The following is a 25,932-nucleotide window of genomic DNA, read 5'->3' as shown; positions in this document are numbered from 1 at the left end:
AGTATAACATTTCACTTTATGAAAAGGAAAAAAACTGCCTGCATGAGAAGACCTAGTTCAGTTCAATTATTCTGAGTATCAAACCTGTTATCATCAAAGTAATATAAGCTGCAAAAAACAGCAGAAAATTAATTCTCCATACACCCCTTATCACCTTAGGGTAGTGAATTTCCCCCTTTGATCTCCAATATAGAACAGCAAATATTAATCCGACGCAGCAAACGCATAAGAAAATCAACCATAAATAAGAGGTATCCCATATGGCGAGCACAATGAAATGGACGGAAACCATCAGTAAAAAAGTTGTCACATCAATCGCGAGATGAACAGCTTTCCGGTGGTTCTTCATTACTTCCTTTGCAATGATAAAGCTGATGAAATACCCCAAGAATGGAATTATGACAAATATGGCTATGACCGTAGAAAAAATGGAAGCCATTTTACCCCCCCTGACCTTCTCTTTCAATTCCTTTAACTAATTCGTAAAGTGTCTTCATGATGGGTAAAAAATGGTGTTCTTGTTCAGCCTTCATTATTAAAGCTCCCAATATGGTTTCAATCTCTGTTTTTCTATATTCTTCTATATCCTTCAGCATGGAAGAACGATTGGCAGAAGTGCTATAACAAATGTCCATTATCTCCTGGAAGTGTATGAGATCCTGCATGTGAGGAAAAAGGATTAGCAGTTCTTCGAATAAATTATGTTGAATCTGAAGGAAGTGCGGATTTTCCGGTAATCTTCCATTCTTCACTCCAGCAATGGCAGTAAGAGGATTAATCAAGACATTAATAAACAGTTTTTTTAAAAGCATTTCTAAATGGTCGTCTTGAAGAAGAAACGGAAATTTTTCTATCTGTTGTATTAATAATTCTTCTACTCTATTCGATTCTCCTCTAACAAAAGCAAGATTTGTCTTGCCTATACCAAGATGGATTACCGTGTGATCATTTTCTTTTAACGCTCCATGTTCCACCGAACCTGCAAGAAGGGTTTGGTGAGGCAGCTTTTTGACCCGGTCTATATGCCCGATGCCATTCTGCAAAAAAAGTAATGGGATTTGAGTCTCAGTTTCATTTAACATCCCAAGAATCGGATCAAGATCATATTCTTTCACCGCGATAATGATTAAATGGAACTCCATCTTGCTTTCTGAAACGATTTCACTATGTACACAAGCAGTCATTGAGCTGTCACCTTCCCGGAGAGTGACACCATGCCGGTTAATCAAATGTAATTGTTCTTCTCTTCTCACAAGAATGGTGATATCAAACTTTTCGCCTAAATAAGAGGCGAATAAAAGCCCGATAGCCCCTCCCCCGATAATTCCAATTTTCATGACTTCTCCTTCATAAAAGCGAATTGATATGTACTATTCATAGTTTAGCAAATTTTTCCCCAGCAGAAAACTATGGGCAAAAAGAATGATTGAATAAAAAAGACCTGTTCCTGAAAATGAACAGGAACAAGTCTGCTAGAATTTTTCTAAACTGGATAAACCGGATGCTTTCTTTCACTGAACTGGACTTCTTTCGTCTCATATAATTTAAAACGTTCGATCAAAACAGAACGCAGCTCATTAGGAGCTGTAATTTCATCGACGATTAACTCTGAAGCCAATTTGTAAATATCAATATGTTCTTTATATTCTTGTTGTTTCTCTTGAACATACTTTATTCTTTCTTTCGGATCTTCAATCGCCTGTATCTTATTCGAATAAACTGCGTTCACTGCAGCTTCCGGTCCCATGACGGCTATTTGCGCAGTAGGAAGGGCAATACAGACATCCGGATCGAAAGCAGGGCCTGCCATTGCATATAATCCAGCTCCATATGCTTTCCTTACAATCACAGAGATTTTAGGTACAGTCGCAGAACTCATAGCAGCAATAAGCTTGGCTCCATGCCGGATGATCCCCGCTCTCTCCACTTTTGTTCCAATCATGAAACCTGGAACATCAGCGAGGAAAAGCAAAGGAATATGGAAAGCATCACAAAGCTGAATGAATTTAGCCCCTTTATCTGCAGAATCGTGGAACAAAACGCCGCCTTTTACTTTTGGCTGGTTGGCAATGATACCTACCACTTTCCCGTCCATACGGCCAAAACCTGTAATCAGCTCAGGTGCAAATAATTTCTTCATTTCGAAGAAGCTTCCTTCGTCAATCAATGTGTTTATACCCTCATACATATCGAATGGAGCATTTTGATGCTGCGGGATGATATCCTCCAGCAGTTTTTCTGTCTTTGGCGCCATCCCATCTATCACAGAAGGCTTTTCTTTGTAATTTGCAGGGAAATAACCCAGGTATCTTTTTGCCTCTTCAATCGCTTCTTCTTCTGATGCAGCCAACAGGTCACCGCAGCCGCTTACTGTACAGTGCATTCTTGCTCCGCCCATTTCTTCAAGCGTCACTTTTTCCCCTATTACCTTCTCTGCCATTCGAGGAGAGCCGAGATACATGGAAGCATTCCCGTCAACCATGATGACAATATCACAGAAAGCCGGTATATAGGCTCCTCCTGCAGCGGATGGTCCGAAAAGCACACAAATTTGAGGCACCATGCCGGACATTTTCACTTGATTATGAAAGATCTTTCCTGCGCCTCTGCGATTTGGAAACATTTCAAGCTGATCGGTAATGCGTGCACCCGCAGAATCCACTAAATAAAAAATAGGGACTTGTAAACGTAAAGCGGTTTCTTGAATACGAATAATTTTTTCTACCGTACGTGCACCCCAAGAGCCAGCTTTTACGGTAGAGTCATTTGCCATGACGCAGACTGTTTGTCCACCTACTTTCCCGATGGCTGTAACGACTCCATCAGCTGGTAAATCATCGGCTTTGTTGTTAGCAAACATACCGTCTTCCTGATAATCTCCATTATCAAATAAGAGCTGAAGACGATCTCGAACGAACATTTTGTTTTGTTCTTTTAATTTTTCATGATATTTCGGCTGTCCGCCGGCACTTATTCTTTCTTTTGTTTCATTGAGTGTATCTATGAATGTTTTAGATGCAGTCATATGAATCCCCCTTTGTTCGTTATGTAATTTTATTGCTCTCCTTCTCTTCTGAAATAACGGTCATATTAGTATGGCATTTGTCTGTTAAACACCGCTGTTAATTTCCGTGCAAGACTTCGCTTTCCGCGGGTGACCCGTGAGCCTCCTCGTCGCTAAAGCTCCTGCGGGGTCTCACATTGGCCACTTTTCCCGCAGGAGTCTTCGTCTTGCACTCCAATCAACAGCTGGAACCAATCGAAAATCCACAAAAGTTATATCACGTAGTTTTATTATAAAATACTCTTAGGTTAACTCGAAAAAGACCATTGTATTAAACGACTTTTGTTTTTAGCTGTAATTCAACTCTGAGTAATTCATGCCGTTTGCAATAGTTAAACTATCCTTTTTATCCTTCAAGTACGATTAATACGTCGCCTTCGTTTACGAAATCTCCGACGTTTACTTTGATTTCGGAAATTTTGCCTTCCGCTTCGGCTTCTACCGGGATTTCCATTTTCATTGATTCAAGCATGAGTACCGTGTCACCGGCAGCGACACTTCCGCCTTGTTCTACTAAAACATTTAATACTGTTCCTGCCATAGCTGCTGTAATTTCTTTCATTTTCGTTTCCTCCAATTGTAATATTTCTATTTATGTTCGGTTTGCAGTCAAATAATCCTGAAGCCATTTAGTCGTGTATGTTCCATCAATAAACTCTTTCTCCCCAATAATCTCCTTAAAGAGGCTCACATTTGTTTTGAGGCCATCGATTTGCACTCCTCTGAAAAATGCTTGTGCCTTTTCGATTGCTTCTGAGCGATTTTCACCATAAATGATGCATTTGGAAATCATCGGATCATAAAAAGGTGTGACTTTATTTCCTTCGACATACCCTGAATCTATTCGGACACCTTCACTACCACCCCAATCCAATTTAGTGATCACACCTGGCGAAGGGTAGAAGGTCTTTGGATCTTCAGCATATATCCTGAATTCCAACGCATGCCCTTTTGAAGCAATTTCATCTTGTTTCAATAACGGCAGTGGTTCCCCTGCTGCGACCAGCAGCTGCCACTTCACAAGATCCAGTCCGGTCACAAGCTCTGTAACAGGGTGCTCTACCTGTAATCTTGTATTCATTTCCAGGAAGTAGAAGTTTTCTTCCTCATCTACTATGAATTCAACCGTTCCGGCATTGATATAGTTAACGGCCTTCCCTGCTTTGATGGCAGCCTTATACATCGCCTGTCTGGTTTTTTCCGATAGTACCGGAGAAGGAGACTCCTCAATCACTTTTTGATTTCGTCTTTGAACAGAACAATTACGCTCAAACAAGTGAACGATATTACCCTGTGCATCTCCAAAAATCTGAATCTCTACATGGCGCGCATTCTCCACGCATTTTTCAAGGAATACTTCATCTTTTCCAAAATATGCTTTGGCACGATTTTTTGTAGAATCAAAGCTTTGAACGAGCGCTTGCTCATTTTCGCAGCGAATCATTCCGATTCCGCCGCCTCCACCGCTCGCTTTAAGCATAACAGGGTAACCAATTTCATTTGCAAGCTCTTTAGCGGCGTCAATACTGCCAACCCCACCATCACTGCCCGGGACAACAGGAACCTGAGCCTCTTGCATTACCTTTCTTGCTTCTACTTTATCTCCCATCTTCTCAATAATACTGTGAGGAGGTCCGATAAAGGTAAAGCCTTCTTCAGATACCCTCTTCGCAAATTCCCCATTTTCGGATAAAAGCCCGTATCCGGGATGTATACCATCTACGTTTTCTTTTTTTGCAACTTCAAGAATGTTATCTATAACTAAATAAGATTTGTTAACGGGCGGTTCACCGATTCGATGAGCGATATCAGCTTCCTTGACAAAAGGCATATCCTCATCGGCATCAGAATAGACAGCCACCGTTTGAATGTTTAATTGTTTACATGTTTTAATGATTCTTGAAGCAATTTCTCCCCTGTTCGCAATTAAGACTTTTTGCACATTATCTCCCCTTTCTTCAAAAAAACAGCAAGTCATATTAAGAATTCTACAAAACTCGTCGAAATCCTCCTCTCTATTGTAAACGTTTTCTTAATTAAGTGCAGAATTTTTTGTTTATTTGTTATATAATAATAATAAATAATCATTTTATTTTTCTTATGGTTGTAAACGGATTCAATTGATTCGTTCATAAAAAGGTATCATGAAGCAATAGTAGGAGGTAAAAGTATGGCAGTAAAAGTTGAAAAATTGAAAGTGAATTATAAAACCCTTGAAGAGTTTAAGAAGTTTAAAGAATATGGTGTTCAGGAGCTATCCATGCTTGAGGATCTTCAGGCGAACATTATTGAAAATGATAGTGAATCCCCATTTTATGGTATTTACTTCGGAGATACATTAATTGCAAGAATGAGCTTATATCAGCGGGAGGCAAGATTCGACCAATACTTCGACCCGCCTCAAAATTATTTGGAATTATGGAAGCTTGAGGTTCTGCCCAAATATCAAGACAAAGGATATGGATCGATGCTTGTTGAGTTTGCAAAAGGATTCGGGCTGCCTATCAAGACAAATTCCCGCATTAAATCGCAGGGATTCTGGGAGAAGATGGGATTCGAGGCTGTCACTTATGACGTAGAAAGAGATTTGGGCGAAAACCCTCTGGTCTGGTATCCAGCCGGCGTCAAAGAACAAAAAATCGGCTAAATAACCTGAAAGGCTGGCTAATGATCCTTTAGCCAGCCTTTCTTATTGAGTACGGGGAGGCTTCCACCTCAATTTACTTATTGACTCTTTGAAGATTTCCGTTTTTATCCATTTGGAATTTCACTTTTTCTTCATTACCATGCAATAAAGCCATTTTTCTTGCCTTTTCAAAAATGGTCAGCAGTGATTTATGATCCTCTTCAAGTAAAGTAAACTTGTTTTGGTATTCTTTTAATTCTGTTTCAGACTGCTCAAGCCTATTGGTCAATTGAGAGATTCGCTCATGAAGCTTGGCATTTTCCTGCTTCACTTTTTCTTCATTTTTAACTGCCTCTTCAGCTTTTTGTAAATACTGTATCATACTGCCCATTGAGAAGTTTTCATGAACACTCTGCACGGACTCATATTGGACAGGGGGCACCACTGCCTGATTTTCCTCCTGTGCAGGCTTCTTAACCGGCGGGCTATGTTTTTTTGATTGTTTTCTTTGTTTCTTCGCTAACTCAATGCCTGATTTATATTGTTTGCGGACAAATGAGTTCCACCTGAAACCGCATGCAGCTGAAGTCCTTGAAAGTTTCCTGCCCACTTCTTCAAAGGCCTTAAGCTGTGTACCGCCTTCACGTATGTGGCGCAGTACCACTTCAGCAAGTATTACATCCTCATCCTGACTCCAAGCATCCTGTCTATTTGAAGACATTTCCATCCCTCCTGTAAGATCCATTTATTCATGCATATGCACTTACTAGAGTAGATAGAATCAACAGTATTCCTGACATCAGAATTAATTAAATGATCATCCCGGACTACTTGGCTAAAAAGCGGTCGACTGCCTCGTGATGTTCATCTTTTGCCCACAGCCTGGAACATTCGCGGATTTCGCTTTCTATATTTTCTTCTATTTTCTTTCTATCCCAGTCTTTCAGCAGTTGCCGTTTGTAGGCCTGAAGGACACCGGAGGTTTTAGTTGAGATCGCTTTTATTATAGGGATGTCGGTTATCTCTATATTTTTCTCAACCAATTCATCGATGAAGCCCGCTTCAAATAATGACTCTGAGGAATTCAAACTTGCAGTCATAAGTAGGGATATAGCTCTTGAAGAGGAAATCCGTTTGTGCAGCAGGGTACCGCCTCCCCAGCCCGTTGTAATGGCCAAATTCCCTTGTACAAATCCCATTCTCACTCCTTTTTTAGCGATTCTGAGATCACAGGCTGCTGCAATCTCGCAGCCCCCTCCAATGGCCGTACCATTTATAAAGGCGAATGTAGGCTTAGGCAAAAAAGCAAGCCTGATTAAGATGCTCCCCATCTTACTTAGCATTTCATAGCTTTCTTCTTCTGTTTTCAGTCGATGGAATTTCGATAGATCCCCGCCTGAACAAAAAGCTTCTTCTCCACTTCCGGTAATAACCAAGGCTTTTATGGATGGATTCTCTTCGCATTCCTTCAAGGCTTTTTCTAAACCGTCCATAATTTCATAGTTAATTGCATTTCGTTTTTGTGGACGGTTGATAATGAATTGAAGGATCCCTTGTTGATTTTTATGTATGATATATTCACCCATCTTATACCCCTCCTTTCTATATAGTGTAAATTGATTCAATTAAATTGAACAGTCTCACAATAAAAAAAGCGTGAAGAGCCATGGTCTCTTCACGCTTTTTTATACGTTGTAAATGAGTTTACAACTAGCTGTAAATTATTTGTTTACAACTTCTTTTCCTTTATACGTTCCGCACTCTTTACAAACACGGTGTGCTAGTTTCATTTCACCACAGTTTGGGCATTCTACCATACCAGGTACACGTAGTTTGAAGTGTGTACGACGTTGTCTTTTTGCTGTTTTAGATGTTCTTCTAAAAGGTACTGCCATTCTTCCCACCTCCTTAAAGAGATAAAAATATTATGAAGCCAGAACGAACTGGTACTTCGCTTTTAAGAGTTCTTGTTTTGATCAAGAAGCTTTGCTAAATCAGCGAGACGAGGATCAACTTTTTTCTCTTTTTCCTCTTCGACTTCATAAGCTTGTTCTTCCGTCATCACTTCCCAGTGTTTACCAGAAGGAAGCTTATCCTGTTCTCTCGCTTCATCACTGATTACCTGAAGTGGAATCTCAAGTAACAGCAACTCTCTTATTACTGGTTTTAAATCAATTACATCACCTTCGATGCGGTGAACTTCCTCTTCCTCATATTGATCATATTCATTGTCAGAAAGAAGGAATGTTTCGATCGTTTTAAGATCGATTGGCAAGTCCACATCTACGAGGGTTCTTGAACAAGGCAAGACTAACTTCCCTTCTATGTGAAGATGAAAAGTGACACGGTTTGAGCCTATGTCTGCTTTACCTGTAACATGGATGGGGGATACTTCCCTGACTTGCGGATCAATTTCTTTTGGATCGTCGAAAGTGACCGTTTCATCTAGTGTAAGTCCTTTATCCCTGAATTTCTGTAATTGTATAATTGACCATTTCAATGTCATCACCTCAAGGCAACAAAGGTAATTATAGACTTGATATTACCGTTTGTCAATATTTTTTCTTTACACTTATTACTGTACCAGTGTTGCAATTATAACGCTTTATTATAATCTGTTTCAAATATTTTATAATATCCGATATGATACTTATATATTTAGAATTTTATGTACCTGTAAAAAAAGGTTTTCGGTATATTTCGAATTAATGGTTTTTGAACCGCTGTTGATTTCCGTGCAAGACTTCGCTTTCCGCGGGTGACCCGTGAGCCTCCTCGTCGCTATAGCTCCTGCGGGAAGAAAAGCGGAGGCGGCTCATTCAGCCCCGACAAGCATAAGATGAATGGGCCGGGAAGGCGTCTTTTGCCTTCTTGGACCATTTAGCTTATGACCTCGAGGGGCTAGCCGCCAGAGCTGGACAGGTCTCACATTGGCCACTTCTCCCGCAGGAGTCTTCGTCTTGCACTCCAATAAACAGCTGGAACGGGTCAATAATACCATTAAACTTTAACCGACATCCATACTATTAGTTTTGAGATAACATTGATTACAAGGGAGACCTTAATAAAAGGAGTGGAGTTTTATCATGAAAGCAACAGGGGTTGTGGTTGAATATAATCCGTTTCATAATGGTCACTTGCATCATTTGAATGAAACCAAAAGAAAATCAGGGGCAGATCTTGTTATCGCTTGTATGAGCGGGCATTTTCTGCAGCGAGGAGAACCTGCACTCGCATCCAAATGGGCACGCACAAAAATGGCTTTGTCAGCAGGGGTTGATATGGTCATAGAGCTGCCTTATTCCTTTGCGACACAACATGCAGAAACTTTCGCGAAAGGGTCCATAACCCTACTTCATGAAATAGGCTGCGAGAGCTTTTGTTTCGGCAGTGAAGACGGAGAAATCGATTCCTTTGAAGACACAGTCAAATTAATTCATGACAATGAACATACATATAATTCATCCATCAAGCACTATGTGAATGAAGGCTTGAGTTATCCTGCAGCATTATCCAAAGCTTTCAACGATTTAGAAGGTAACAATAACATGATAGATTTAAGCAAACCGAATAATATTCTCGGCTATCATTATATGGAAGCACGAAATGAAGCTGCCCCGAATTTAAAGGCATTCACCATCACACGGGAATCAGCAGGCTATCATGATGAACACTTCTCGTCACCTTCCATCGCAAGTGCGACCAGCATCCGTAAAAATCTATTTGACCCTGACCAGGAAGAAAGCGTGATCAACCGGTATATGCCTGTAACCACTCTGAACATCCTCGATGAATACAGGAAGGAATTTGGCGGTTATCATAGATGGGAGAGTTATTGGTCATTATTGCAGTATAAAATCATTTCTTCCTCTCCTTCCCAGCTTAAAGAGATTTATGAAATCGAAGAAGGCATCGAGAATAGAATAATTGAATGTGCAAAGGGGGCTTTCTCGTTCGAAGATTTTATGAGCAGGCTTAAAACAAAGAGATATACGTGGACCCGTCTACAACGGATGGCACTTCATATTTTAACCAATACAACAAAAGAAGGGATGAATAAAACGGCTGCTGGACCTGCATACATCAGACTACTTGGAATGAATCAAATAGGACAAGAATTCCTGAACACTCGCAAGAAATCACTGAACCTTCCACTTATCAGCAAGCTTTCTAGTGCAAATAGAGAGGATATTTTTTTAGATATTAAATCTTCTGAGATTTATTCCCTTGGACTTTCATCATCTGAATCCAGAAAAAAGCTTCTTCGCCAAGAATGGTCACAGCCTCCGATCATCATAAGATAGAGTCAAATAATAAATGGAGACTGCCGAGGCAGTCTCCATTTATTATTTTTCCGGAAGGGAATTTAAAAACTTCAGGGCCTCATCAAATGATTTAATGGGTATGACTTTCATGTCGGTACCAATATCCTCTGCTGTCTTTTTGGCTGCTGAGTAATTTGACTCCAGTTCCGGGTGTTTTTCTTTTATTTCATCAGATATTTGATCATTGGGAGCAAGAAAATACGCTGCACCCGCTTTGTCAGCAGCAATGATTTTCTGCTCAATCCCCCCGATTCTGCCAACTTCCCCATCTTCTGTGATGGTTCCGGTACCGGCTATAGGATGACCTTTTGTTAAGTCATCTTCCGTCAATTGATTATATATCTCAAGACTGAACATCAGACCGGCGGATGGGCCGCCTATCTCATCTGTATTAAGGGAGACTTCAGGATCTGTTACGATTTCTTTATCATCACTCAAAGATATACCAAGACCTGTTTTACCAGGCATTTCCGGGAATTCCATCAATGGGATCGTTTCTGTTTTTTCTTCATCGTTTCTGATGAATTTGATTGAAACTTTATCCCCTTTCTTCTTCTTCCCTACATATTGGATGAACTCCTCTGAGGATTCAAATTCCTGCCCATCAATGGCTGTGATGCGGTCCCCTGGTTTTAAGATGTCCTTAGCAGGCATGGAAGGATATACATTCAACACATAAATGCCTTTGTAGTTATAATAAAAAGGTTTATCCGCCGCTTTATAGGCAACTTCTATTGCGTGATTTTGGGAATTTACCATCAACTGAAGTTGTCTGAGGTTATATTCTTCGTCACTTTCGTGAGGGTTCCTGATCTCTTCGACCGGGTAGATATACTCGTACTTCTTAATACTGGCTATCAGATAAGCATATATATTTGCCTTTCCCATCCTGACAGTAGTCAGCATAAACTCGCCTTTATCATCAAACCCGCCTTTCACTTCGACGATGGGATCAAGCTCATGAGCACTGCCTGGTTTCGTGACATAATAGGGAAGATAATAAAAAGATGTTGCAACGATAAAAACGGTCATCAGGACCAGGATTCTAATCAGCGTTCTGTTCTTCATAGATTTTACTCCTTCCATTCCTCCAACGCTTTTTTTATAGAAGGAATGACCTTCTTAGCCTCTTCTTCCCCCATATCAATAATTTCTTCAATATTCTTGAAAGCCCGTGTACTGTACATTTCCACATGTGGCCTGATCATGAAATCGGAAGCAAATTCTCTGTGAGCCACAATTTCAAGCTGAAGGATATCAATGCTTTGCATGATCACATCATAAATAGTCGTTATTTCTGCATTTCTTTTGACATGGGAAACGTCTACACCGATAACGATATCGGCACCCATTTCTTTCACAACAGAAACAGGGACCCGATCAATCACACCGCCGTCAACCAACAGGCGTCCGTTGATTTTTTCGGGTACGAATATACCTGGAATTGCGATACTTGCCCTAACCGCGCTGGAAACAGGGCCGGATGTAAAGACCACTTTCTCACCTTTGGTAATATCGGTGGCCACTACACTCACAGGTATATTTAAATCCTCGATGTTCTTATTATGAGAAAATAATTGTATGAATTCTTTTATTCTTTTACCAGCGATGAATCCCATTTTGGGAACAGTGAAATCCAAATAGTATTTCCTTCTGAAAGTGGTGGATAGTTTATAGAGGTCTTCCATTCTATGCCCTACCCCATACATGCAGCCAACCAATGCCCCCATGCTGCTGCCGGCAATCATGTCCACAGGGATCCCTTCATCATCCAAGGCCTTTAAGACACCTAAATGCGCAAATCCTCTAGCTCCACCTGAACCAAGGGCTAATCCTATTTTTGGTCTATTCAACAGTCTTCCCCCTTTACCCTTAGTTTGCGGTTCAATTCATCATATGGTCTATTTCTAATATGTATGAGTATATTGATTAATATGAGGACAAGTTGAAGTTACTCTCATTTTATCATTCTTTCTGTGTTTCACAAGAAATTGACATAGTATGGTCTGTGAGGAGGACGTGCGGTTGTTGAAGTCGAAATTGAAAACTTTGGTCTTATCTGCAAGTGTGACTGTATTTGCAGCAGCGTTGATCCTTATGCCTGATGAATCATTGGAGGCTTCAATCAGGGGATTGGATATGTGGTGGGAGATTGTTTTTCCATCGCTGTTACCGTTCTTTATCGTGTCTGAAATGCTGATTGGATTTGGAGTTGTACGGTTCATAGGAGTATTGCTTGAACCATTGATGCGACCGCTTTTTCGGGTACCTGGTTCAGGGGGGTTTGTCTGGGCTATGGGAATGGCGTCGGGGTTTCCTGCAGGAGCGAAATTAACCGCTCGATTACGACAGGAAAAGCAGCTGACCAAGATTGAAGCGGAGAGGCTTGTTTCCTTCACCAACTCTTCCAATCCTTTATTTATTTTCGGCGCCGTTTCAGTAGGGTTCTTTCAAAACGCGGCTTTGGGGATCGTCCTTGCTTCCGCTCATTATATAGGTAACATATGTGTGGGTCTCGTGATGAGGTTCTATGGCACAAAGGACGAAGAATCCATTGAGAACCTCCGTTCAAACGAAAAGAAAAGATTCTTTATCAGTGAAGCATTTTCCGCCCTTCACAGAACAAGATTAAAAGATAACCGTCCAATCGGTAAACTTCTTGGAGATGCCGTTACTTCATCCATTCAAACATTATTAATGATCGGCGGCTTTATTATCCTCTTCTCTGTCATCAACAAAATGTTATACCATTTGCACATCACCACATTTATTGCTCAAGGATTCTCAAGCGTGTTCTACCTCTTTAAATTGACTGATCAATTAAGCATCCCTTTCATTTCAGGTTTGTTTGAAATTACATTGGGATCAAAACTGACAAGCGGCGTGACAGATGCACCATTGCTTCATCAGGCAATCATCACCAGTTTCATCTTGGGATTCAGCGGTTTTAGTGTTCAAGCGCAGGTTGCCAGTATTCTGGCCCAGACGGATATTCGTTTTCAGCCTTTTTTTTACGCCCGGTTTCTCCACGGCGCTGCTTCTTCGATTGTGACAATCATCATTTGGAAACCAGTATATGAAAGGTTTTCAGATGAACAGCTTTCCAATGCCATCCCGGTATTCGCACAACAGAACGCCTATATTTGGAATGAAATCATCCTTTGGCTGAAAGCAGCCGGTCCTCTCGTGACAATCGTGAGTTTATGTGTCTACATTCTGATCTACAGTAGAAGAACATTTAATAAAATTCGATAACCAAAAGGGCTGCTCATGTTAACGAATGCAACATGAACAGCCCTATTTCCCTTATTCAGTAATCATGTATTTATCTTTCAGTGCACTCTTTACCGGTGGAGGGACCAATTCAGAAATGTTCCCTCCATGCTTGGCTACCTCTTTTACAATACTGGAGCTTAAGAATGAATATTGATTATTCGTCATAATGAAAAACGTTTCAATATCTTCTTCCAGCACTCTATTCATGGATGTGATTTGCATTTCGTACTCAAAATCTGATACAGCTCTCAATCCCCTGATGATTGCACTCGCATTCACGTTCTTGGCATAATCCACAAGAAGACCTTGAAATGAATCGACAATAACATTTGGAATGTCTTTGGTTGATTCTCGAATCAATTCAATTCTTTCTTCAACTGAAAATAAAGGTTTTTTCGAGGAATTATTTAAAACAACTACATAGATTTGATCAAAAACCTTTGCCCCTCTTGTAATGATATCTAAATGCCCGTATGTAATGGGATCAAAACTTCCCGGACAAACTGCAATACTCGTCATGATCATTTACCCCCAAGTGTCTGCTTTTTTACTATTTTTGATATGTATAAATCGAAATTCCGATCATCCCATAGGTTTCTTCTTTAACTTTATGCAATCGACCAACCTCATTTGTTGGTTTACTGTCCGAACTGTACTCACATAAGACGAAACCGTTTTCATTTAAAAGGTTATGTTCATCAATGAATGAGACCAGTTCTTCTAATTTTTTCTGTTTATACGGAGGGTCTAAAAAGATATAGTCAAATGCAATCTCTCTTTTGACTATCGCTTTAAGTGCTCTGTTGGCATCATTGCGGTACACTTCACTATGATCCATTAAGTCACAATCTTTCAGATTCGTCTTAATGGTGTGAAGCGCCTTAGAGTCCTTGTCGACGAAGACTACTTTATTCAGCCCCCGGCTCAAAGCTTCTATTCCTAGACCGCCGCTCCCTGCAAATAAATCCAGGCCAATCCCGCCTTCAAAAAAGGGACCAAGCATATTAAATATAGACTCTTTCACTTTATCTGTGGTCGGCCGTGTACCGCTTCCCGGAACAGCTTTTAAAGGCCTTCCTTTTAACGTTCCTGCAATTACTCTCATAATCATCCACCATATATGTATTTTTCTTCATTATCCTAACACAAATCTACAGCATTCGCCACTTCAGGAAATTAGGCCATAAAATGTATAAAATCATCTTGTTAGGTGATAATGGAAGTAACAACATCCTAATTGATGTTGTTGCCAACCGCGGAGAAGACTTACGTTTCCCCATAAGTTCTTCCTCCGGTTTCTCCTCTCCCTTTGCCTTCTTTCCAGAAATGGATATAGAAGGACCCTGCAGAATTTCTGCAGGGCTTTTTATGTTTCTTTTGTTTGTATTTCAATAGTGGAGCTTGTCCGATCAACTTCCATTTTAAACAGTTTCTCGAGCCACTCCACATCCATAAAGAGCGTACTGCCAACTTTCTGTACAGGCTTCGTCAAGAGACCGTAATTCTCTTCGTTAAGGATAAAAAAATCCTTGTCGACGTAGAAGCGATAAGAATTTCCATGCTCCGTCGCATAAATCACATCTTCCTGCAGGTATTTATATTCAATACCCGCTTCCTGCATCAGCTCAGTCAAAGAAATCAGTTCCTCTTGATGATATTGAATGAAGGCAACATCCGTTAAAGGTCTCTCATTTAATTCTACCGTTCGGGATGCCCTCAAAATAAGTGGTATTTCTTTCTCTGGGTTTTTACTGACATCATTAAAATAGGAAGAGGTGAAATCGGTTGCGTGTTTCAATAAGGAATCCATTTGAACTGCCTTAAGCAAATGGCTCCTTTCATTCATCAAAAGCTTTCTAAATGCAGCAAATTGATCTCCAGTCAGCCCGCTTTCTAATTCATGATAAACCTTTTTAGTCTTAGGGGATCCAAGAGCTGTTTGCAGAACCATACTTGCCTTCAATTCCTTTAACCATCTTTCCTGATAAGAAGCACTATATTTCTGGTGCTCTAATCCCCAGTTTATTTTTTGCAGTAATGTTGATTCAGCGGGTTCCTTGCCGATGATCAGGAAGTTTTCCGTTTCATGTACAGGAAGGTCGTCATCGATGACTACTGTTACAAAACCTTTCTCGTTGAATACATTTTCCCCGAAATTGAATTTTATTTTCTCTCTTGAGTAAATGTCTGCTCTTTCAAATTCATCCAGATTCATTTCACCTGAATAGAGAAGTAAATCCGATGGCGGTCCATGCCCATTAAACGAATAATAATCAATAAAATCCATTTCTTCATGTTTCGAGTTTTTATATCCTGAAATCCAGACGGCATCCCTTGATGTTTTTTCAATAATATTAATCGTGGTTTCAAGGGGAATTGCCGACGATAACGCAGGATACCATCCACTTAACAGCAGATTGCCCTCTGCCATTTGCCTTTCAAGTGTGTAAGTTAGTGTCAGCTTTTGTTTTTCTGCCTTTTTATTATCGATGAAGAATTCTCCATCTTCTTTGGACAAGCAATCATCCCCGCTGTCATACACGCAGCGAAAATTCTTAGCGTGTTCTGGCCATTCAATCTTCATTTCCTTCGAACTGCCGGAAATAAAGTCGACCTCTTGAGTGATGAAAAACTCGTTACCAATATGCTCGATCGTAAAAGACTGATTTACTTCAGAGATATCAGACTCTTCGGCACTGCCCGATAAAAATCCATTCCATTGAAAAAAAAGAATTCCTGCACTTGCAATAACCATGACGAAAGTAAAGGAAAGTAGTATACGTTTCATCTTGTTACCCCTTCGTTTAATCTAATATTAACATATCAGATTTCACAAAAGGGTTATATAGTAAGAAACCCAAAATTTCAACATTTTTGTAAATGATTAACCTAAATCTAAATCCTTACCTTCTAAAAATGGAGAGGTACTGTCAATATGGTCATTCACCAATTCATTCCATTTAAGTTCATCAATTCCGTTATACTTCAGAAGGTTTTCCTTTAAGCTGATCAGATTCTCCCCTTCGAGTTTCTTTGCATCCAGAAGAGAAATCACTCCATGAGCAGCCAAAGTAGAAAGGATGGCGGTTACAATAAAAGCATCTACATCCTTCAGGGAAACCTCTTTCTCTTCCCTTTTCACGGTAACGATATAAGAAACAATTAAGAAAAGCACCAGCCCTATAAATACCCATAACATACAATCACCCCTCATATCTTCTTTACTTCTCATAGTATGTTTGAAATAATAAGGAATTGATTAAATACGAAAGAAAAGGAGTTAAAACATGATTCAGCGATTTATCGAATTAGGAGAAGGATTATCTGATATTTATGAATTGATGGAAACGGCAATATACAATAAAGACAGAGTACAGCATCTGATGGCTTTTCATACCATCATCAAAGACCGGCCGGTTACTTCGCTCGGCGTCGTTATGAAGCCGACTGCCGAAGGGAAATTCCAGGCAATATATTTCTGCAGGGAAGGCATTCCGAACCCTAACATGATGACGAACAAGAGGTATTCGCTGTTTGAACAAACTGCTGAGGAACTTGAAAAAACGATTATTCAAATGGACGTCAAGCCATCCACACTTTTTCCCGAAAAGGAACTCTATTATCAACACTTGATTGCCATTTTAAGATTAAATCACTATATTTTACCCTTACAGTGACCTTATAAAACCAAAATAAAAAGCTGCCAACAACATCAGTTTGGCAGCAATCAATTAAAATCCCATTTTGTAATCATATTCCTTTGCCTTATCAGGTCTCGAATTCTCAAACACTGATTTTATGAAAGGTTTATAGGAAGGATCCACTCTCTTCACATAAGAATAAGAATTGATTCGTTCCATGACAGAATCAATTTCATCCTGATTACAATACAACACAACATATTTCATTTTCTTTGATACATAGTGTACATTCCCAAATCGTCTCAAAGACTTTGCATGCTTCAAACTATGTAACCAAACAACCAAACCTTGTCTTTGCGTCAACATAACGTTTCCCCTCTAGGAATCACTTTTTTATCAGTCTAGCACAGAATCAGAATAATAATCAACACGAAATGCGGAGGCAGCTTTGTTCAGAGGCGGGTGGCATAAGACGAATCGGACAGGAAGGCGTTCTTCGCCTTCTTGATCGATTTGGCTTATGACATGTGCCTCTAAGCCCCGCAGCTGGACAACACGAAATGCGGAGGCGGCTTGCTCAGCCCCGACAAGCATAAGCTAAAGGGGCCGGGAAGGCGCCCTTTGCCTTCTTGGTCCCTTTAGCTTATGACCTCGAGGGGCTAGCCGCCGGAGCTGGACAACTCAAAATGCGGAGGCGGCTTGCTCAGCCCCGACAAGCATTCTCATCAAAATTCACTATATCTGAACATAATAGTCAATTTTAGGGTATAGTACATAAGTAAATGCTATCGCTCGGCTGGACGGAGGGTTAAAATGGATCTGAAAGTCATATGGAATGATTTTATTGAATATCTTCGTGCGGAGACGGATATTCATCATGCATACGTCAAATGGATAACGGGCATCCCTTTTCTATATATTGATTCCGATCTCGATAAAAGTGAAGTTGAACATTTGATAAGAAAATGGTCAGCCCGCGCTATGAGGGGTAAAAGACTGCATTCAGATACGATATTCTTCAGGACACAACCTTCCTTATTCGTATACCGCCATCGTTTCTATGTGCCCCAGGAAAAAATGTTCTGCTGTGGAAATTTATGTGTCGATTGTGTCCGACTAAAAAATTAACATTCAAAACAAAAAGCGCCGACATCATCGCCGGCGCCTTTTTGTGCAATTTAGGCTGAACAGCCGCAGCCTCCGCCAGTTCCGCAGCCTCCGCCGCATGAACTTCCACTGAAGAAAGGATTGCCTGTAGGAACTTTCACGTTTTCAGAAACCGAGTGTCCAATGATCAGACTCACTCTGTCCAGTAAATCCTGAAGTTCATTTTCAGCACGTCGGAATTCGGCTACATTTTCATCCATATCCATGTCTCTTTTAAGCTCACGAATTTCCTTCATGACCGTTTTATAGTCAGGATGGTAGCGGCCAAACCTCTGCACTTCTTCGTAATGTTCTTTCATACGCGTGAACTTCTGTATTTTTGTCTGCGTATCATTGTTATTACGAAGTTTATATAAAGACTTCCGATAGTTTTCTGCCACATCGGAATTTAGTATCCACTGAGATAGTTCATCAGCACTATCTAATATTTCCATTCTTTCTATAGTAGCAAGCATAATGCTCACCTCCGTAACGTTATTTTAACACGTTTTGTGTTCGGAAGCGAATATGCTCTGTAAAAAAATTCCCACCTCTCAGATTAAGGTTTCTACGGTATTGTCACATACAATTGTTTCTTGATTCCAAATGATTTATTTTTTGGACTTACAACTTCTAACGTTAATATATGGTTACCCTTTGGCAGATCCTTTACCACGAATGCCGCAGTGTAATATTCCTTATGAAGTCTGCTTGTATTTGAAGTAACGATGATTTTCCCTTTCTTTGCTCCTTTTTTTGCAGATGAGAACGTTACGTCAGGCACGACACATTCAATGAAGACCTGATTTCCTTGTACAATATGCTTAACTGAAAGCGATTTTTCTTCCTTGGCGTGTACCTTTTTCGCTAAAGAGAAATTTTCAGGTTCGGGAATATCATCTTTACATCCGCTTAAAATCACCAACAGCGAAAGGGACATGAGAATAAGCTTTTTCATAGTCGTGACCACTCCTTTTCCCATAGCCTTCCCCAGATTGCACACAATTTACTCATTGATCGTCCATGATAAAACTTCTCTTCACAATACAACAGCTTGTCTGTGTTCAGTAAATAGCGCAGTTAAAAAGGAAGAGCAATCCGACGATTGTTTTTCCTTTTGACTGCACTGGTTGCTTATTCTGATTCATTCATACTTTGAAACATGCTGATCATCATAGATGCCATTTGGACGCCATTTGAGAATTTTTGTACTCGATGTGGGATCGTTTTTTGAAAGTGGTTGATTGATGCAATCTCAAACTTTTCCAACTCATTCGGATTTCTGGAAAGTCTTTTATACCATTCAGGCTTTTCTCTCAAGAACATCTTCAACTCTTCATTGGAATGAATAATGTCAATTATATCTGCTCTCATGATTTTAACCTCCTAGTCCTTCCTGAACGAAAACGGATGAGGAGGTTTTGATCGTGTTTCATTTTTCACTGGAGAACTTTTTGGATTGGACTGAAATTGGCTGATGACACCTTGGACAGTTCCCAGGACTTCATTAATATTATTGATATGATTTTGCAGTTGATTGGCGTCCATATTCTTAACTAACTCACCTACATGATCAAACCAGCCGCTTTTACCTGTTTCTTCTTTCTTCGAATCGTTTTTATTGTCACTGTCCCTATATGCGTCCCAACGGGTATCTTCTTCCCCAAGCAAATACCAATCTTCAAAAAGTTCCTGCCAATTTGCATTCCCGCTGCGGACATCCTTTACAATCTTAGGATGTTTCCTCACAAAGTCTTTAAACTCTTTTACCTTTGGATGTAATGATTTCCCCATTTCCAGCACCTCCTGCTCAGGACATTAACCTATTACATATTATGAGGAAATGAAAAAATGGTGATACCTGCCTCTTTGTAGTAAAATCTACATGTAGAATCACCCCAGTTACTAAGCAGTCATGACGATACATAAATAAAAATAGGGCTGTGTAAAAGAAAAGGATGTTTGACATGCAAGAAGAATTGCACAAATTATTGGATGAAGTTTTACAGGGAGCAGATGAAGAAGAAGTCATCAGTATCAGACAGCTGCTCGATGGTGTGAAACGCAAGCAGAATAGAGAGAATGAATCTTTAATCGGCGGCATTTTCGCCATGGATAAAAGTTTAGAAGACGGAAACTTTACAGTTAGCATTCCTATCACAACTGTTACGCACAATTCGTTAAACATTGTCCATGGCGGGGTCACGGCAACATTAGTGGATACAGCCATGGGGACACTGGCTAACATGATGCTTCCAGAAGGGTATGGTGCCGTCACGACCAATTTAAATGTCCATTACCTGGCACCTGGCACCGGTGAAGGGATGACCGCTAGCGCGACAATCGTTCACCAAGGTTCAAAAACAATGGTGGTAGAAGGGAAGGTCGTGAGTGACAGAGGGAAAGTGGTAGCCCACTCAACAGGATCTTTTTTTATCTTTAAAAAGAACTGAAATGAAAAGGTTGACTGTCTTGAGGACGAATTCCCTGCGAAAGAGAGGTGTCCTCGAGTAGCCAACCTTTTTTTACTGCTCAATAGTAAACTTTTCTATAAAATTCTGGGTATAGTATTTTTTATACACCCCGACTCCAAGATCGGTAAAATCTTTTTCCAAGAGAATTTTCCTGTGTCCTTCAGAGTTAAGCCATCCGTGAACTGCTTCTGGTGCATCTGTATATTGGGAAGCGATGTTTTCCCCAGCTGTCTTGAAAGTGATTTCTTGTTTTTCTAAACGATTGGAAAGACTGCCAAACGCTGGTGAATCATGTGAAAAATATTCTTCCTCGTACATTTCTTCACTATGTCCTCTTGCAACGCTCGCTGTTTCCTCATTCCACTCTACTTTTCCCGCTCCAAAATGAGTACGCATTACATTTGTAATATCAAATATCTGTTGTTCGCTTGCGGTGTCGATCTTCTTCCACTCATCATCAGTAGGCTCCGTTTCTTCTACCAATTCGCCGCGATACATCATTTCATATGGATGCATTTCTATGAGCGTGGAACTATCCAAGTATCGGATACTCATCAATTCACCAGTAAATTTATCGAGATAGAGCTGAGCATAAATATCCCCTAATGAAACCAAAAGACGTGTGTTAAGGTCTTCCTCGTTTAATTCAAATTGATAAGAACCAGATTCATCTTTCACCACTATTTCTGACTCTATTATGGTGAAGCGATAGATATCCTCCAGCTTTTGACCAAGCTTATACGGGGTCACATCGACTTCATTCCCGATTGTATAAAGTGTCACAACTTTGTTATCTTCCATTCCAAGTTGTATATATTGCTTAGGGGAAATAGGATATACCCACCAATCATACCCGTAAGAGCTTGGTTCAATTCTTTCTGGTTCCCCAAATTTTTCAATTACTTTATCTGCACTTTTCCCTATCCATGTCGACAAACCGGTCACCGGCCGTTCTCCGGTATTATTAATGGGTTGTTTCAACTGATTATCGTGATCTTTCTTAAGTGTTTGGGTTTCGGGCCCCTTTAGAGGTTCATTTTCATCATTAAGACTTTGATATATACTTATTAAAAGAATAAATACAAGAATAATAGCAATACGAAAAATGGTCTTCAGAGATTTCCCTCCTCTCTGCCTTTTCTAGCAAGATATGCTAGGAACACTAGTATTATTATACCATTTAAAAGGTTTCAAAATATTATGTATTGTATAAAGCATAGCATATATTATTTTTCACTAAAACTGAAGGGTTGTAAAATATCATAAATGAAACACTCTGTTATCATATTCTTAGAATACAGCCAAACTAAAAGAAGCGATTTTAAAATCGCTCCTTAAGAATTAACATGGTTTGTTGCTAAAGTGAGATTCCGATATCTCTTCGAGCGCTATTGAAGCCTGCGCACCCAAAGATTCTCTGATGGCAAAATCTCCAAGAGATACGATACCTACAAGGCGGTCCCCTTCTACTACCGGCAGCCTTCTGATCTGTTTATCTGCCATCAGCTGTGCTGCCTGGACTGCATCGGCATCGCCACCGATGGTAATGAGCTCCCTGCTCATGATATCCTCAACCTTAGATGAAGCAGGGTGTTTTTCCGCGATGCAGCGGGTAACGATATCCCTGTCTGTTATGACTCCTACGATTTTTTCGCCATCAACAATGGGAATGGACCCCACATTATATTCTTTCATTTTCACTGCCACTTCAAAAACATTATCAAGGAGTGTGCAGGATTCTACATCTTTTGTCATTATATCCTTCAATTTTGGCATAGTAGTCCCCTCCGATCTATTTAACGTACTTATTAATCATGATTATTTTTCTCTTTCTTCCATTACTTATACTCCGTTAATAAAATTGACATATTCCCTTTCATCAAGACATTGCAAGAAAAAGGATTTTACACTATTATTAAGAATGAGAAATACCGCATTTTGTATCATTGTACATATTACCGATATAAATGCTTCTAACCTGAAGAATGCAGATAGGCGATTGGGAACAATATTATTAATTACAATTGTTCACTTGAGCCTTGCGCCAGACAATATAGGAGGGAATTTATATGCGTTTTGAAGCAACAGAAATTGAAAATTTAAAAGTAGACCTGAACCGCCTAGATGAAATCATGGAATCCCACGGCCTTGTACGTGCCGGTCAATGGGATTACGAGAGAGTAACATACGACCGTAAGTTTGAAATCAGAGAAGGTATTTTCTATCTTCGAATCCAAGGACACGCGGTTGAAGGGGACATCGGCAAACACGATGCTATCATTCAACTCATGACACCTCTATTAGGAAAACACTACTATCCGCACGGTGTAGAATACGGGGAAGGCGAAGAATTCCCTAAACACCTGCTGACATCATGCGAAAAACTCATCACTGACGTAAAAAAAGAAGCAACAGAATTCGCTTGGTAATACCTAAAGCGGAGGCGGCTTGCCCAGAGGCGACAAGCATAAGATGAGCCACCCAAAAAGGCGCTTTTTGCCTTATTGGGTGGCTTAGCTTATGTCTCGAGCCTCTAGCCGCCGGAGCTGGATGATACCAAAAGCGGAGGCGGCTCGCCCAGCCCCGACAAGCATAACTGAAAAATCCCTGAAGGGGCACTTTGCCTTTGGGGATTTTTTTAATTACACCAGGGGACCCCATTCCACAAAAATATTGAAATTCAGTTCTTCCCTACTGTTCATTCTTACTCTACTTTAATATAATAAATAGTAGAGGAAACATTAGAAAGGGGTTCGCAATTGTCCAAATTCTTCACCAGAAAAGTTTTTATCATTTTTATAAGTATAATTATACTGGCATTATTATCAATTTTTATATTGCCCATATCAGTCCCCTTAATTACTGCTCTCATCACCGCATTATTTTTGGAGCCAGCAGTTAAGTTTACTCAAAAACGTTTTTCTACCAACAGAAAAATAGCAGTTTTATCTGTTTTCATCATATTCTTATTGTTAATTGGTTTATGCGCATTCTTTGTCACGACTAAAGTGGTCGGAGAAGGAGTGAAATTAATAGAAGACACACCAAAATATATTAATCAACTTAGTGATATCTGGCTGGATTACGAGGAAAGGCTGCTGGATGCGGCTGAAGATCTTCCGAATGAAGTTGTTACCGGATTCAGTGAAGAAGTTCAAAATTTCTTGAACTCAGTAAAAACAAAGATACTCAATTCGCTAAATATTGAAAAAATCAGTGCATTTCTATCTTATATTCCAAGCTACTTGGTAAGTTTTCTTGTCTATTTGATTGCCTTGTTTTTATTCATGCTGGATTTACCCGGTATAAAAATGAGTATTTTCAGTCATCTCACTGAAAGAACAGCAGAAAAAGTGAATTTTATGACTTCGCGGCTTTCTTATGTGATTTTCGGCTTCTTTAAAGCTCAGTTTCTAGTGAGTGTCATCATTTTTCTAGTCTCACTTATAGGATTGCTCTTCATCTCCCCTGATGTTGCGATTGTGATGTCCATTGTCATCTGGGTCATTGATTTTATTCCGCTGATAGGATCCATTGTGGTCCTTGGACCTTGGGCATTATTCCATCTCATTACAGGAAACATCGCTTTAGGGACCCAGCTTGCTGTTTTGGCAGGCATTCTTCTGATCATCAGAAGAACGGTGGAACCCAAAGTGATGGGGACTCATATAGGGCTCTCCCCACTTGCTACACTGATTGCCATGTATCTGGGTCTGAAGCTATTCGGAGTCCTTGGTTTTATTATTGGTCCACTTATCTTAATCGTCTTCAATTCAGCCAAGGAAGCCGGTATAATCAAAACAAATTTCAAGCTGTAAGAATAAAGGACTAACCGGTTCACAAGCCGGTTAGTCCTATTTAAATACTGTCAAAAGAAGTCATAGAAAAATGGCCTGGACGGCGGTGTAAGTTTTTCAAGTTTCACAACATCCTTGCTGTCACCTTCGATTTGTCCCATTGTAAAAAATTCCTGAGGGGAATACACTCCAAACATAAGTGCTGTAAATGTATTGATGCTCATTTTAACAGCACCGCTATCCCCCGATGTATCTTTCTTCACTATTTGATCCATCACATGAAACGTATGGTTGTTCCAGCTTGCGTGTTCATCCTTAATCGTTAGAAAAAGGCTGTCACTAAAATCCATATTGGGTAAAAGATTGTTCAAAAAACCTTCCACATCCACCACTCTACTCATAAAGTATGGATGTTTTTCAACTTTAACCCTTGGGTCTTTGAGCAGATAGGAGAGCGGTTCCCCGGGATTCAAAATCAATTCTGCTTCTTTGATCATCGAGTCATGCTGACAAATGAAATTCCACAAACCATTTCTTGCCTCGGGTGTTAACGGAACAAATTCTTCCACCTTCAGTTTCTCGTTCTTGACTTCATAACTCAGATATCCCATTGGAAGCTTATTCTTATCGTAATAAATGGCAACCCATAAGTCGGTAATACTTCTTTCCTTCCACCATTCCTTTGTGCGGACCATCATCCCGTTATGCTTGTGTGCGTATTGGTCATAAAGTTCATGGAGATCGACCGGGTAATTATCTTTCGTAAACCTCTTAATAAAACCATTTACTTCTTGGAAAGGGTTTAAATCTTTCTTCTTCAAGGATAGCTTTTCGAAATAAGCGAATACTTCCCATCCGAACTTCCTGTAGAAATGAATATCAAAAGGATGAAGCATGGAAAGGTACTCACCCTTGTTCTTCATTTCTTCCAATGAACGAGTAAGTAATGATCTGACATGCCCTTTCCTTCTATATTCAGGATACGTCGCGACCCCGGCTATCCCACCCATGGGAAACTTCTTTTTTTCCATCCAAATTTCCAGGGATAAAAGATGCAGCTTCGATGCCAGTGTATCACCATCAAAAATACAATACACATCCTGATTTTTCAACTGCTGTAGTCTATCTTCCCTTTTTTCTTCTGGTACTTTATATTGAAAAGCGTATTCAGATAACTGTAAAGACTCTTCATAATGAGTCAGTTTTAACTTGGTAATTTCATGCTGCATTTTTTGACCTCCTCCTCTCTGAGTGATTATTCGACAGAAAGGGAAAAATCCCTTTTTACATAGGCTCTTTTTCATAATTTGTTGTTTAAGGTATCAATCTTCAGAAGAAGGCTGGGACAAATCGTTAAAACCACTGTCTAAAGACGAACATTTTAGGGCGGCTCTAAATACCGCTATTGATTTCCGTGCAAGACTTCTCTTTCCGCGGGTAGCCCGTGAGCCTCCTAGTCACTTCGTTCCTGCGGGGTCTCACTTGTCTAGCTGCAGGGCTTAGAGGCACATGTCATAAGCCAAACCGGCCAAGAAGGCAAAGAGCGCCTTCCAGTCCGGTTCGTCTTATGCCACCCGCCTCTG

The 25,932-nt window shown here is 40.1% G+C and carries 30 protein-coding genes; 7 read left to right on the top strand and 23 right to left on the bottom strand.

Translation table 11 applies throughout. The features are described from left to right. Positions 1-52: 52 nt before the first annotated feature. From AAEO50_RS08485 to AAEO50_RS08465, 5 genes are all read right to left on the bottom strand, one after another. A complete protein-coding gene (locus AAEO50_RS08485) occupies positions 53-439 on the bottom strand; it encodes a DUF3397 domain-containing protein (RefSeq protein WP_341982477.1) in 387 nt (128 codons plus the stop codon). 1 nt (position 440) lies between these two features. After that, positions 441-1,337 carry a 2-dehydropantoate 2-reductase gene (locus tag AAEO50_RS08480; protein WP_341982475.1) on the bottom strand — a complete coding sequence of 299 codons (897 nt, stop codon included), beginning with the start codon at positions 1,335-1,337 and terminating at the stop codon, positions 441-443. Positions 1,338-1,483: 146 nt separating this feature from the next. Then, positions 1,484-3,025 carry an acyl-CoA carboxylase subunit beta gene (locus AAEO50_RS08475; RefSeq protein WP_341982473.1) on the bottom strand — a complete coding sequence of 514 codons (1,542 nt, stop codon included), beginning with the start codon at positions 3,023-3,025 and terminating at the stop codon, positions 1,484-1,486. A gap of 385 nt (positions 3,026-3,410) precedes the next feature. Next, entirely contained in the window at positions 3,411-3,626 is a 216-nt protein-coding gene (locus tag AAEO50_RS08470; protein WP_341982471.1) for a biotin/lipoyl-binding carrier protein, read from the bottom strand. Between the two features lie 30 nt (positions 3,627-3,656). Beyond that, positions 3,657-5,006 carry an acetyl-CoA carboxylase biotin carboxylase subunit gene (locus tag AAEO50_RS08465; protein ID WP_341982469.1) on the bottom strand — a complete coding sequence of 450 codons (1,350 nt, stop codon included), beginning with the start codon at positions 5,004-5,006 and terminating at the stop codon, positions 3,657-3,659. 228 nt (positions 5,007-5,234) lie between these two features. Here AAEO50_RS08465 and AAEO50_RS08460 point away from each other — a divergent pair, with 228 nt between their 5' ends. After that, positions 5,235-5,711 (top strand): N-acetyltransferase, encoded by a 477-nt coding sequence (locus tag AAEO50_RS08460; RefSeq protein ID WP_341982467.1) that lies wholly within the window; start codon positions 5,235-5,237, stop codon positions 5,709-5,711. A gap of 73 nt (positions 5,712-5,784) precedes the next feature. On the opposite strand, the gene AAEO50_RS08455 is transcribed toward AAEO50_RS08460, so the two are convergent. The 4 genes from AAEO50_RS08455 to AAEO50_RS08440 all read right to left on the bottom strand — a co-directional run bounded on the left by AAEO50_RS08455 (position 5,785) and on the right by AAEO50_RS08440 (position 8,190). Beyond that, complete coding sequence (locus AAEO50_RS08455; protein ID WP_341982465.1) at positions 5,785-6,411, bottom strand: RsfA family transcriptional regulator; 627 nt, start codon at positions 6,409-6,411, stop codon at positions 5,785-5,787. A 106-nt stretch (positions 6,412-6,517) separates the two neighbouring features. Further along, positions 6,518-7,276 carry an enoyl-CoA hydratase/isomerase family protein gene (locus AAEO50_RS08450; RefSeq protein ID WP_341982463.1) on the bottom strand — a complete coding sequence of 253 codons (759 nt, stop codon included), beginning with the start codon at positions 7,274-7,276 and terminating at the stop codon, positions 6,518-6,520. A 135-nt stretch (positions 7,277-7,411) separates the two neighbouring features. Then, the gene (gene rpmF / locus AAEO50_RS08445; RefSeq protein ID WP_032088947.1) at positions 7,412-7,585 is read right to left on the bottom strand and encodes a 50S ribosomal protein L32; all 174 of its coding nucleotides are present in this window, start codon (positions 7,583-7,585) and stop codon (positions 7,412-7,414) included. 62 nt (positions 7,586-7,647) lie between these two features. Then, the gene (locus tag AAEO50_RS08440) at positions 7,648-8,190 is read right to left on the bottom strand and encodes a YceD family protein (protein ID WP_341982459.1); all 543 of its coding nucleotides are present in this window, start codon (positions 8,188-8,190) and stop codon (positions 7,648-7,650) included. Between the two features lie 586 nt (positions 8,191-8,776). Between AAEO50_RS08440 and AAEO50_RS08435 the strand changes: the two genes are divergently transcribed. Next, positions 8,777-9,994 carry a nucleotidyltransferase gene (locus AAEO50_RS08435; protein WP_341982457.1) on the top strand — a complete coding sequence of 406 codons (1,218 nt, stop codon included), beginning with the start codon at positions 8,777-8,779 and terminating at the stop codon, positions 9,992-9,994. 42 nt (positions 9,995-10,036) lie between these two features. On the opposite strand, the gene AAEO50_RS08430 is transcribed toward AAEO50_RS08435, so the two are convergent. Both AAEO50_RS08430 and AAEO50_RS08425 read right to left on the bottom strand, forming a co-directional pair. After that, complete coding sequence (locus AAEO50_RS08430; protein WP_341982455.1) at positions 10,037-11,083, bottom strand: SepM family pheromone-processing serine protease; 1,047 nt, start codon at positions 11,081-11,083, stop codon at positions 10,037-10,039. Between the two features lie 5 nt (positions 11,084-11,088). Next, positions 11,089-11,868, bottom strand: a complete 780-nt coding sequence (locus AAEO50_RS08425; protein WP_341982453.1) for a patatin-like phospholipase family protein — start codon at positions 11,866-11,868, stop codon at positions 11,089-11,091. A 172-nt stretch (positions 11,869-12,040) separates the two neighbouring features. Here AAEO50_RS08425 and ylbJ point away from each other — a divergent pair, with 172 nt between their 5' ends. Next, complete coding sequence (ylbJ, locus tag AAEO50_RS08420; RefSeq protein WP_341982451.1) at positions 12,041-13,270, top strand: sporulation integral membrane protein YlbJ; 1,230 nt, start codon at positions 12,041-12,043, stop codon at positions 13,268-13,270. Between the two features lie 51 nt (positions 13,271-13,321). Here the strand turns inward: ylbJ and coaD are convergent, their stop codons facing one another. From coaD to AAEO50_RS08400, 4 genes are all read right to left on the bottom strand, one after another. Further along, on the bottom strand, positions 13,322-13,810 hold the full coding sequence (gene coaD / locus AAEO50_RS08415) for a pantetheine-phosphate adenylyltransferase (RefSeq protein ID WP_341982449.1): 489 nt from the start codon (positions 13,808-13,810) through the stop codon (positions 13,322-13,324). A gap of 31 nt (positions 13,811-13,841) precedes the next feature. Further along, a complete protein-coding gene (gene rsmD / locus AAEO50_RS08410) occupies positions 13,842-14,396 on the bottom strand; it encodes a 16S rRNA (guanine(966)-N(2))-methyltransferase RsmD (RefSeq protein ID WP_341982447.1) in 555 nt (184 codons plus the stop codon). 261 nt (positions 14,397-14,657) lie between these two features. Continuing rightward, positions 14,658-16,079 carry a hypothetical protein gene (locus tag AAEO50_RS08405; RefSeq protein WP_341982445.1) on the bottom strand — a complete coding sequence of 474 codons (1,422 nt, stop codon included), beginning with the start codon at positions 16,077-16,079 and terminating at the stop codon, positions 14,658-14,660. Positions 16,080-16,175: 96 nt separating this feature from the next. After that, on the bottom strand, positions 16,176-16,490 hold the full coding sequence (locus tag AAEO50_RS08400) for a hypothetical protein (RefSeq protein WP_341982443.1): 315 nt from the start codon (positions 16,488-16,490) through the stop codon (positions 16,176-16,178). An 88-nt stretch (positions 16,491-16,578) separates the two neighbouring features. Between AAEO50_RS08400 and AAEO50_RS08395 the strand changes: the two genes are divergently transcribed. Beyond that, positions 16,579-16,968 (top strand): DUF7147 family protein, encoded by a 390-nt coding sequence (locus AAEO50_RS08395; RefSeq protein WP_341982441.1) that lies wholly within the window; start codon positions 16,579-16,581, stop codon positions 16,966-16,968. A 54-nt stretch (positions 16,969-17,022) separates the two neighbouring features. Here the strand turns inward: AAEO50_RS08395 and AAEO50_RS08390 are convergent, their stop codons facing one another. The 5 genes from AAEO50_RS08390 to AAEO50_RS08370 all read right to left on the bottom strand — a co-directional run bounded on the left by AAEO50_RS08390 (position 17,023) and on the right by AAEO50_RS08370 (position 19,872). Continuing rightward, positions 17,023-17,298, bottom strand: a complete 276-nt coding sequence (locus AAEO50_RS08390) for a YlbG family protein (RefSeq protein WP_341982440.1) — start codon at positions 17,296-17,298, stop codon at positions 17,023-17,025. A gap of 812 nt (positions 17,299-18,110) precedes the next feature. Continuing rightward, the gene (locus AAEO50_RS08385) at positions 18,111-18,554 is read right to left on the bottom strand and encodes a YlbF family regulator (protein ID WP_341982438.1); all 444 of its coding nucleotides are present in this window, start codon (positions 18,552-18,554) and stop codon (positions 18,111-18,113) included. Positions 18,555-18,646: 92 nt separating this feature from the next. Beyond that, on the bottom strand, positions 18,647-19,036 hold the full coding sequence (locus tag AAEO50_RS08380) for a hypothetical protein (protein ID WP_341982435.1): 390 nt from the start codon (positions 19,034-19,036) through the stop codon (positions 18,647-18,649). Positions 19,037-19,212: 176 nt separating this feature from the next. Then, complete coding sequence (locus AAEO50_RS08375) at positions 19,213-19,452, bottom strand: YlbE-like family protein (RefSeq protein ID WP_341982433.1); 240 nt, start codon at positions 19,450-19,452, stop codon at positions 19,213-19,215. 12 nt (positions 19,453-19,464) lie between these two features. Continuing rightward, entirely contained in the window at positions 19,465-19,872 is a 408-nt protein-coding gene (locus AAEO50_RS08370) for a YlbD family protein (RefSeq protein ID WP_341982432.1), read from the bottom strand. A gap of 173 nt (positions 19,873-20,045) precedes the next feature. Here AAEO50_RS08370 and AAEO50_RS08365 point away from each other — a divergent pair, with 173 nt between their 5' ends. Continuing rightward, positions 20,046-20,531 carry a PaaI family thioesterase gene (locus AAEO50_RS08365; protein WP_341982431.1) on the top strand — a complete coding sequence of 162 codons (486 nt, stop codon included), beginning with the start codon at positions 20,046-20,048 and terminating at the stop codon, positions 20,529-20,531. A 72-nt stretch (positions 20,532-20,603) separates the two neighbouring features. Here the strand turns inward: AAEO50_RS08365 and AAEO50_RS08360 are convergent, their stop codons facing one another. Both AAEO50_RS08360 and AAEO50_RS08355 read right to left on the bottom strand, forming a co-directional pair. After that, entirely contained in the window at positions 20,604-21,497 is an 894-nt protein-coding gene (locus AAEO50_RS08360) for a CAP domain-containing protein (protein WP_341982428.1), read from the bottom strand. 396 nt (positions 21,498-21,893) lie between these two features. Beyond that, positions 21,894-22,328, bottom strand: a complete 435-nt coding sequence (locus AAEO50_RS08355; protein ID WP_341982426.1) for a CBS domain-containing protein — start codon at positions 22,326-22,328, stop codon at positions 21,894-21,896. 293 nt (positions 22,329-22,621) lie between these two features. Between AAEO50_RS08355 and AAEO50_RS08350 the strand changes: the two genes are divergently transcribed. Together AAEO50_RS08350 and ytvI are read left to right on the top strand one after the other, a co-directional pair. Further along, positions 22,622-22,981: a YugN family protein gene (locus AAEO50_RS08350; protein WP_341982425.1), complete on the top strand. Its 360-nt coding sequence runs from the start codon at positions 22,622-22,624 to the stop codon at positions 22,979-22,981. A 330-nt stretch (positions 22,982-23,311) separates the two neighbouring features. Next, positions 23,312-24,370: a sporulation integral membrane protein YtvI gene (gene ytvI / locus AAEO50_RS08345; RefSeq protein ID WP_341982423.1), complete on the top strand. Its 1,059-nt coding sequence runs from the start codon at positions 23,312-23,314 to the stop codon at positions 24,368-24,370. A 50-nt stretch (positions 24,371-24,420) separates the two neighbouring features. Here the strand turns inward: ytvI and AAEO50_RS08340 are convergent, their stop codons facing one another. Then, positions 24,421-25,578, bottom strand: a complete 1,158-nt coding sequence (locus AAEO50_RS08340) for a GNAT family N-acetyltransferase (RefSeq protein ID WP_341982421.1) — start codon at positions 25,576-25,578, stop codon at positions 24,421-24,423. Between the last annotated feature and the right edge of the window lie 354 nt (positions 25,579-25,932).

The sequence above is a fragment of the Rossellomorea oryzaecorticis genome, from assembly GCF_038405515.1.
GTDB classification, from domain to species: domain Bacteria; phylum Bacillota; class Bacilli; order Bacillales; family Bacillaceae_B; genus Rossellomorea; species Rossellomorea oryzaecorticis_A.
This window is presented reverse-complemented; position numbering and strand designations above follow the sequence as displayed.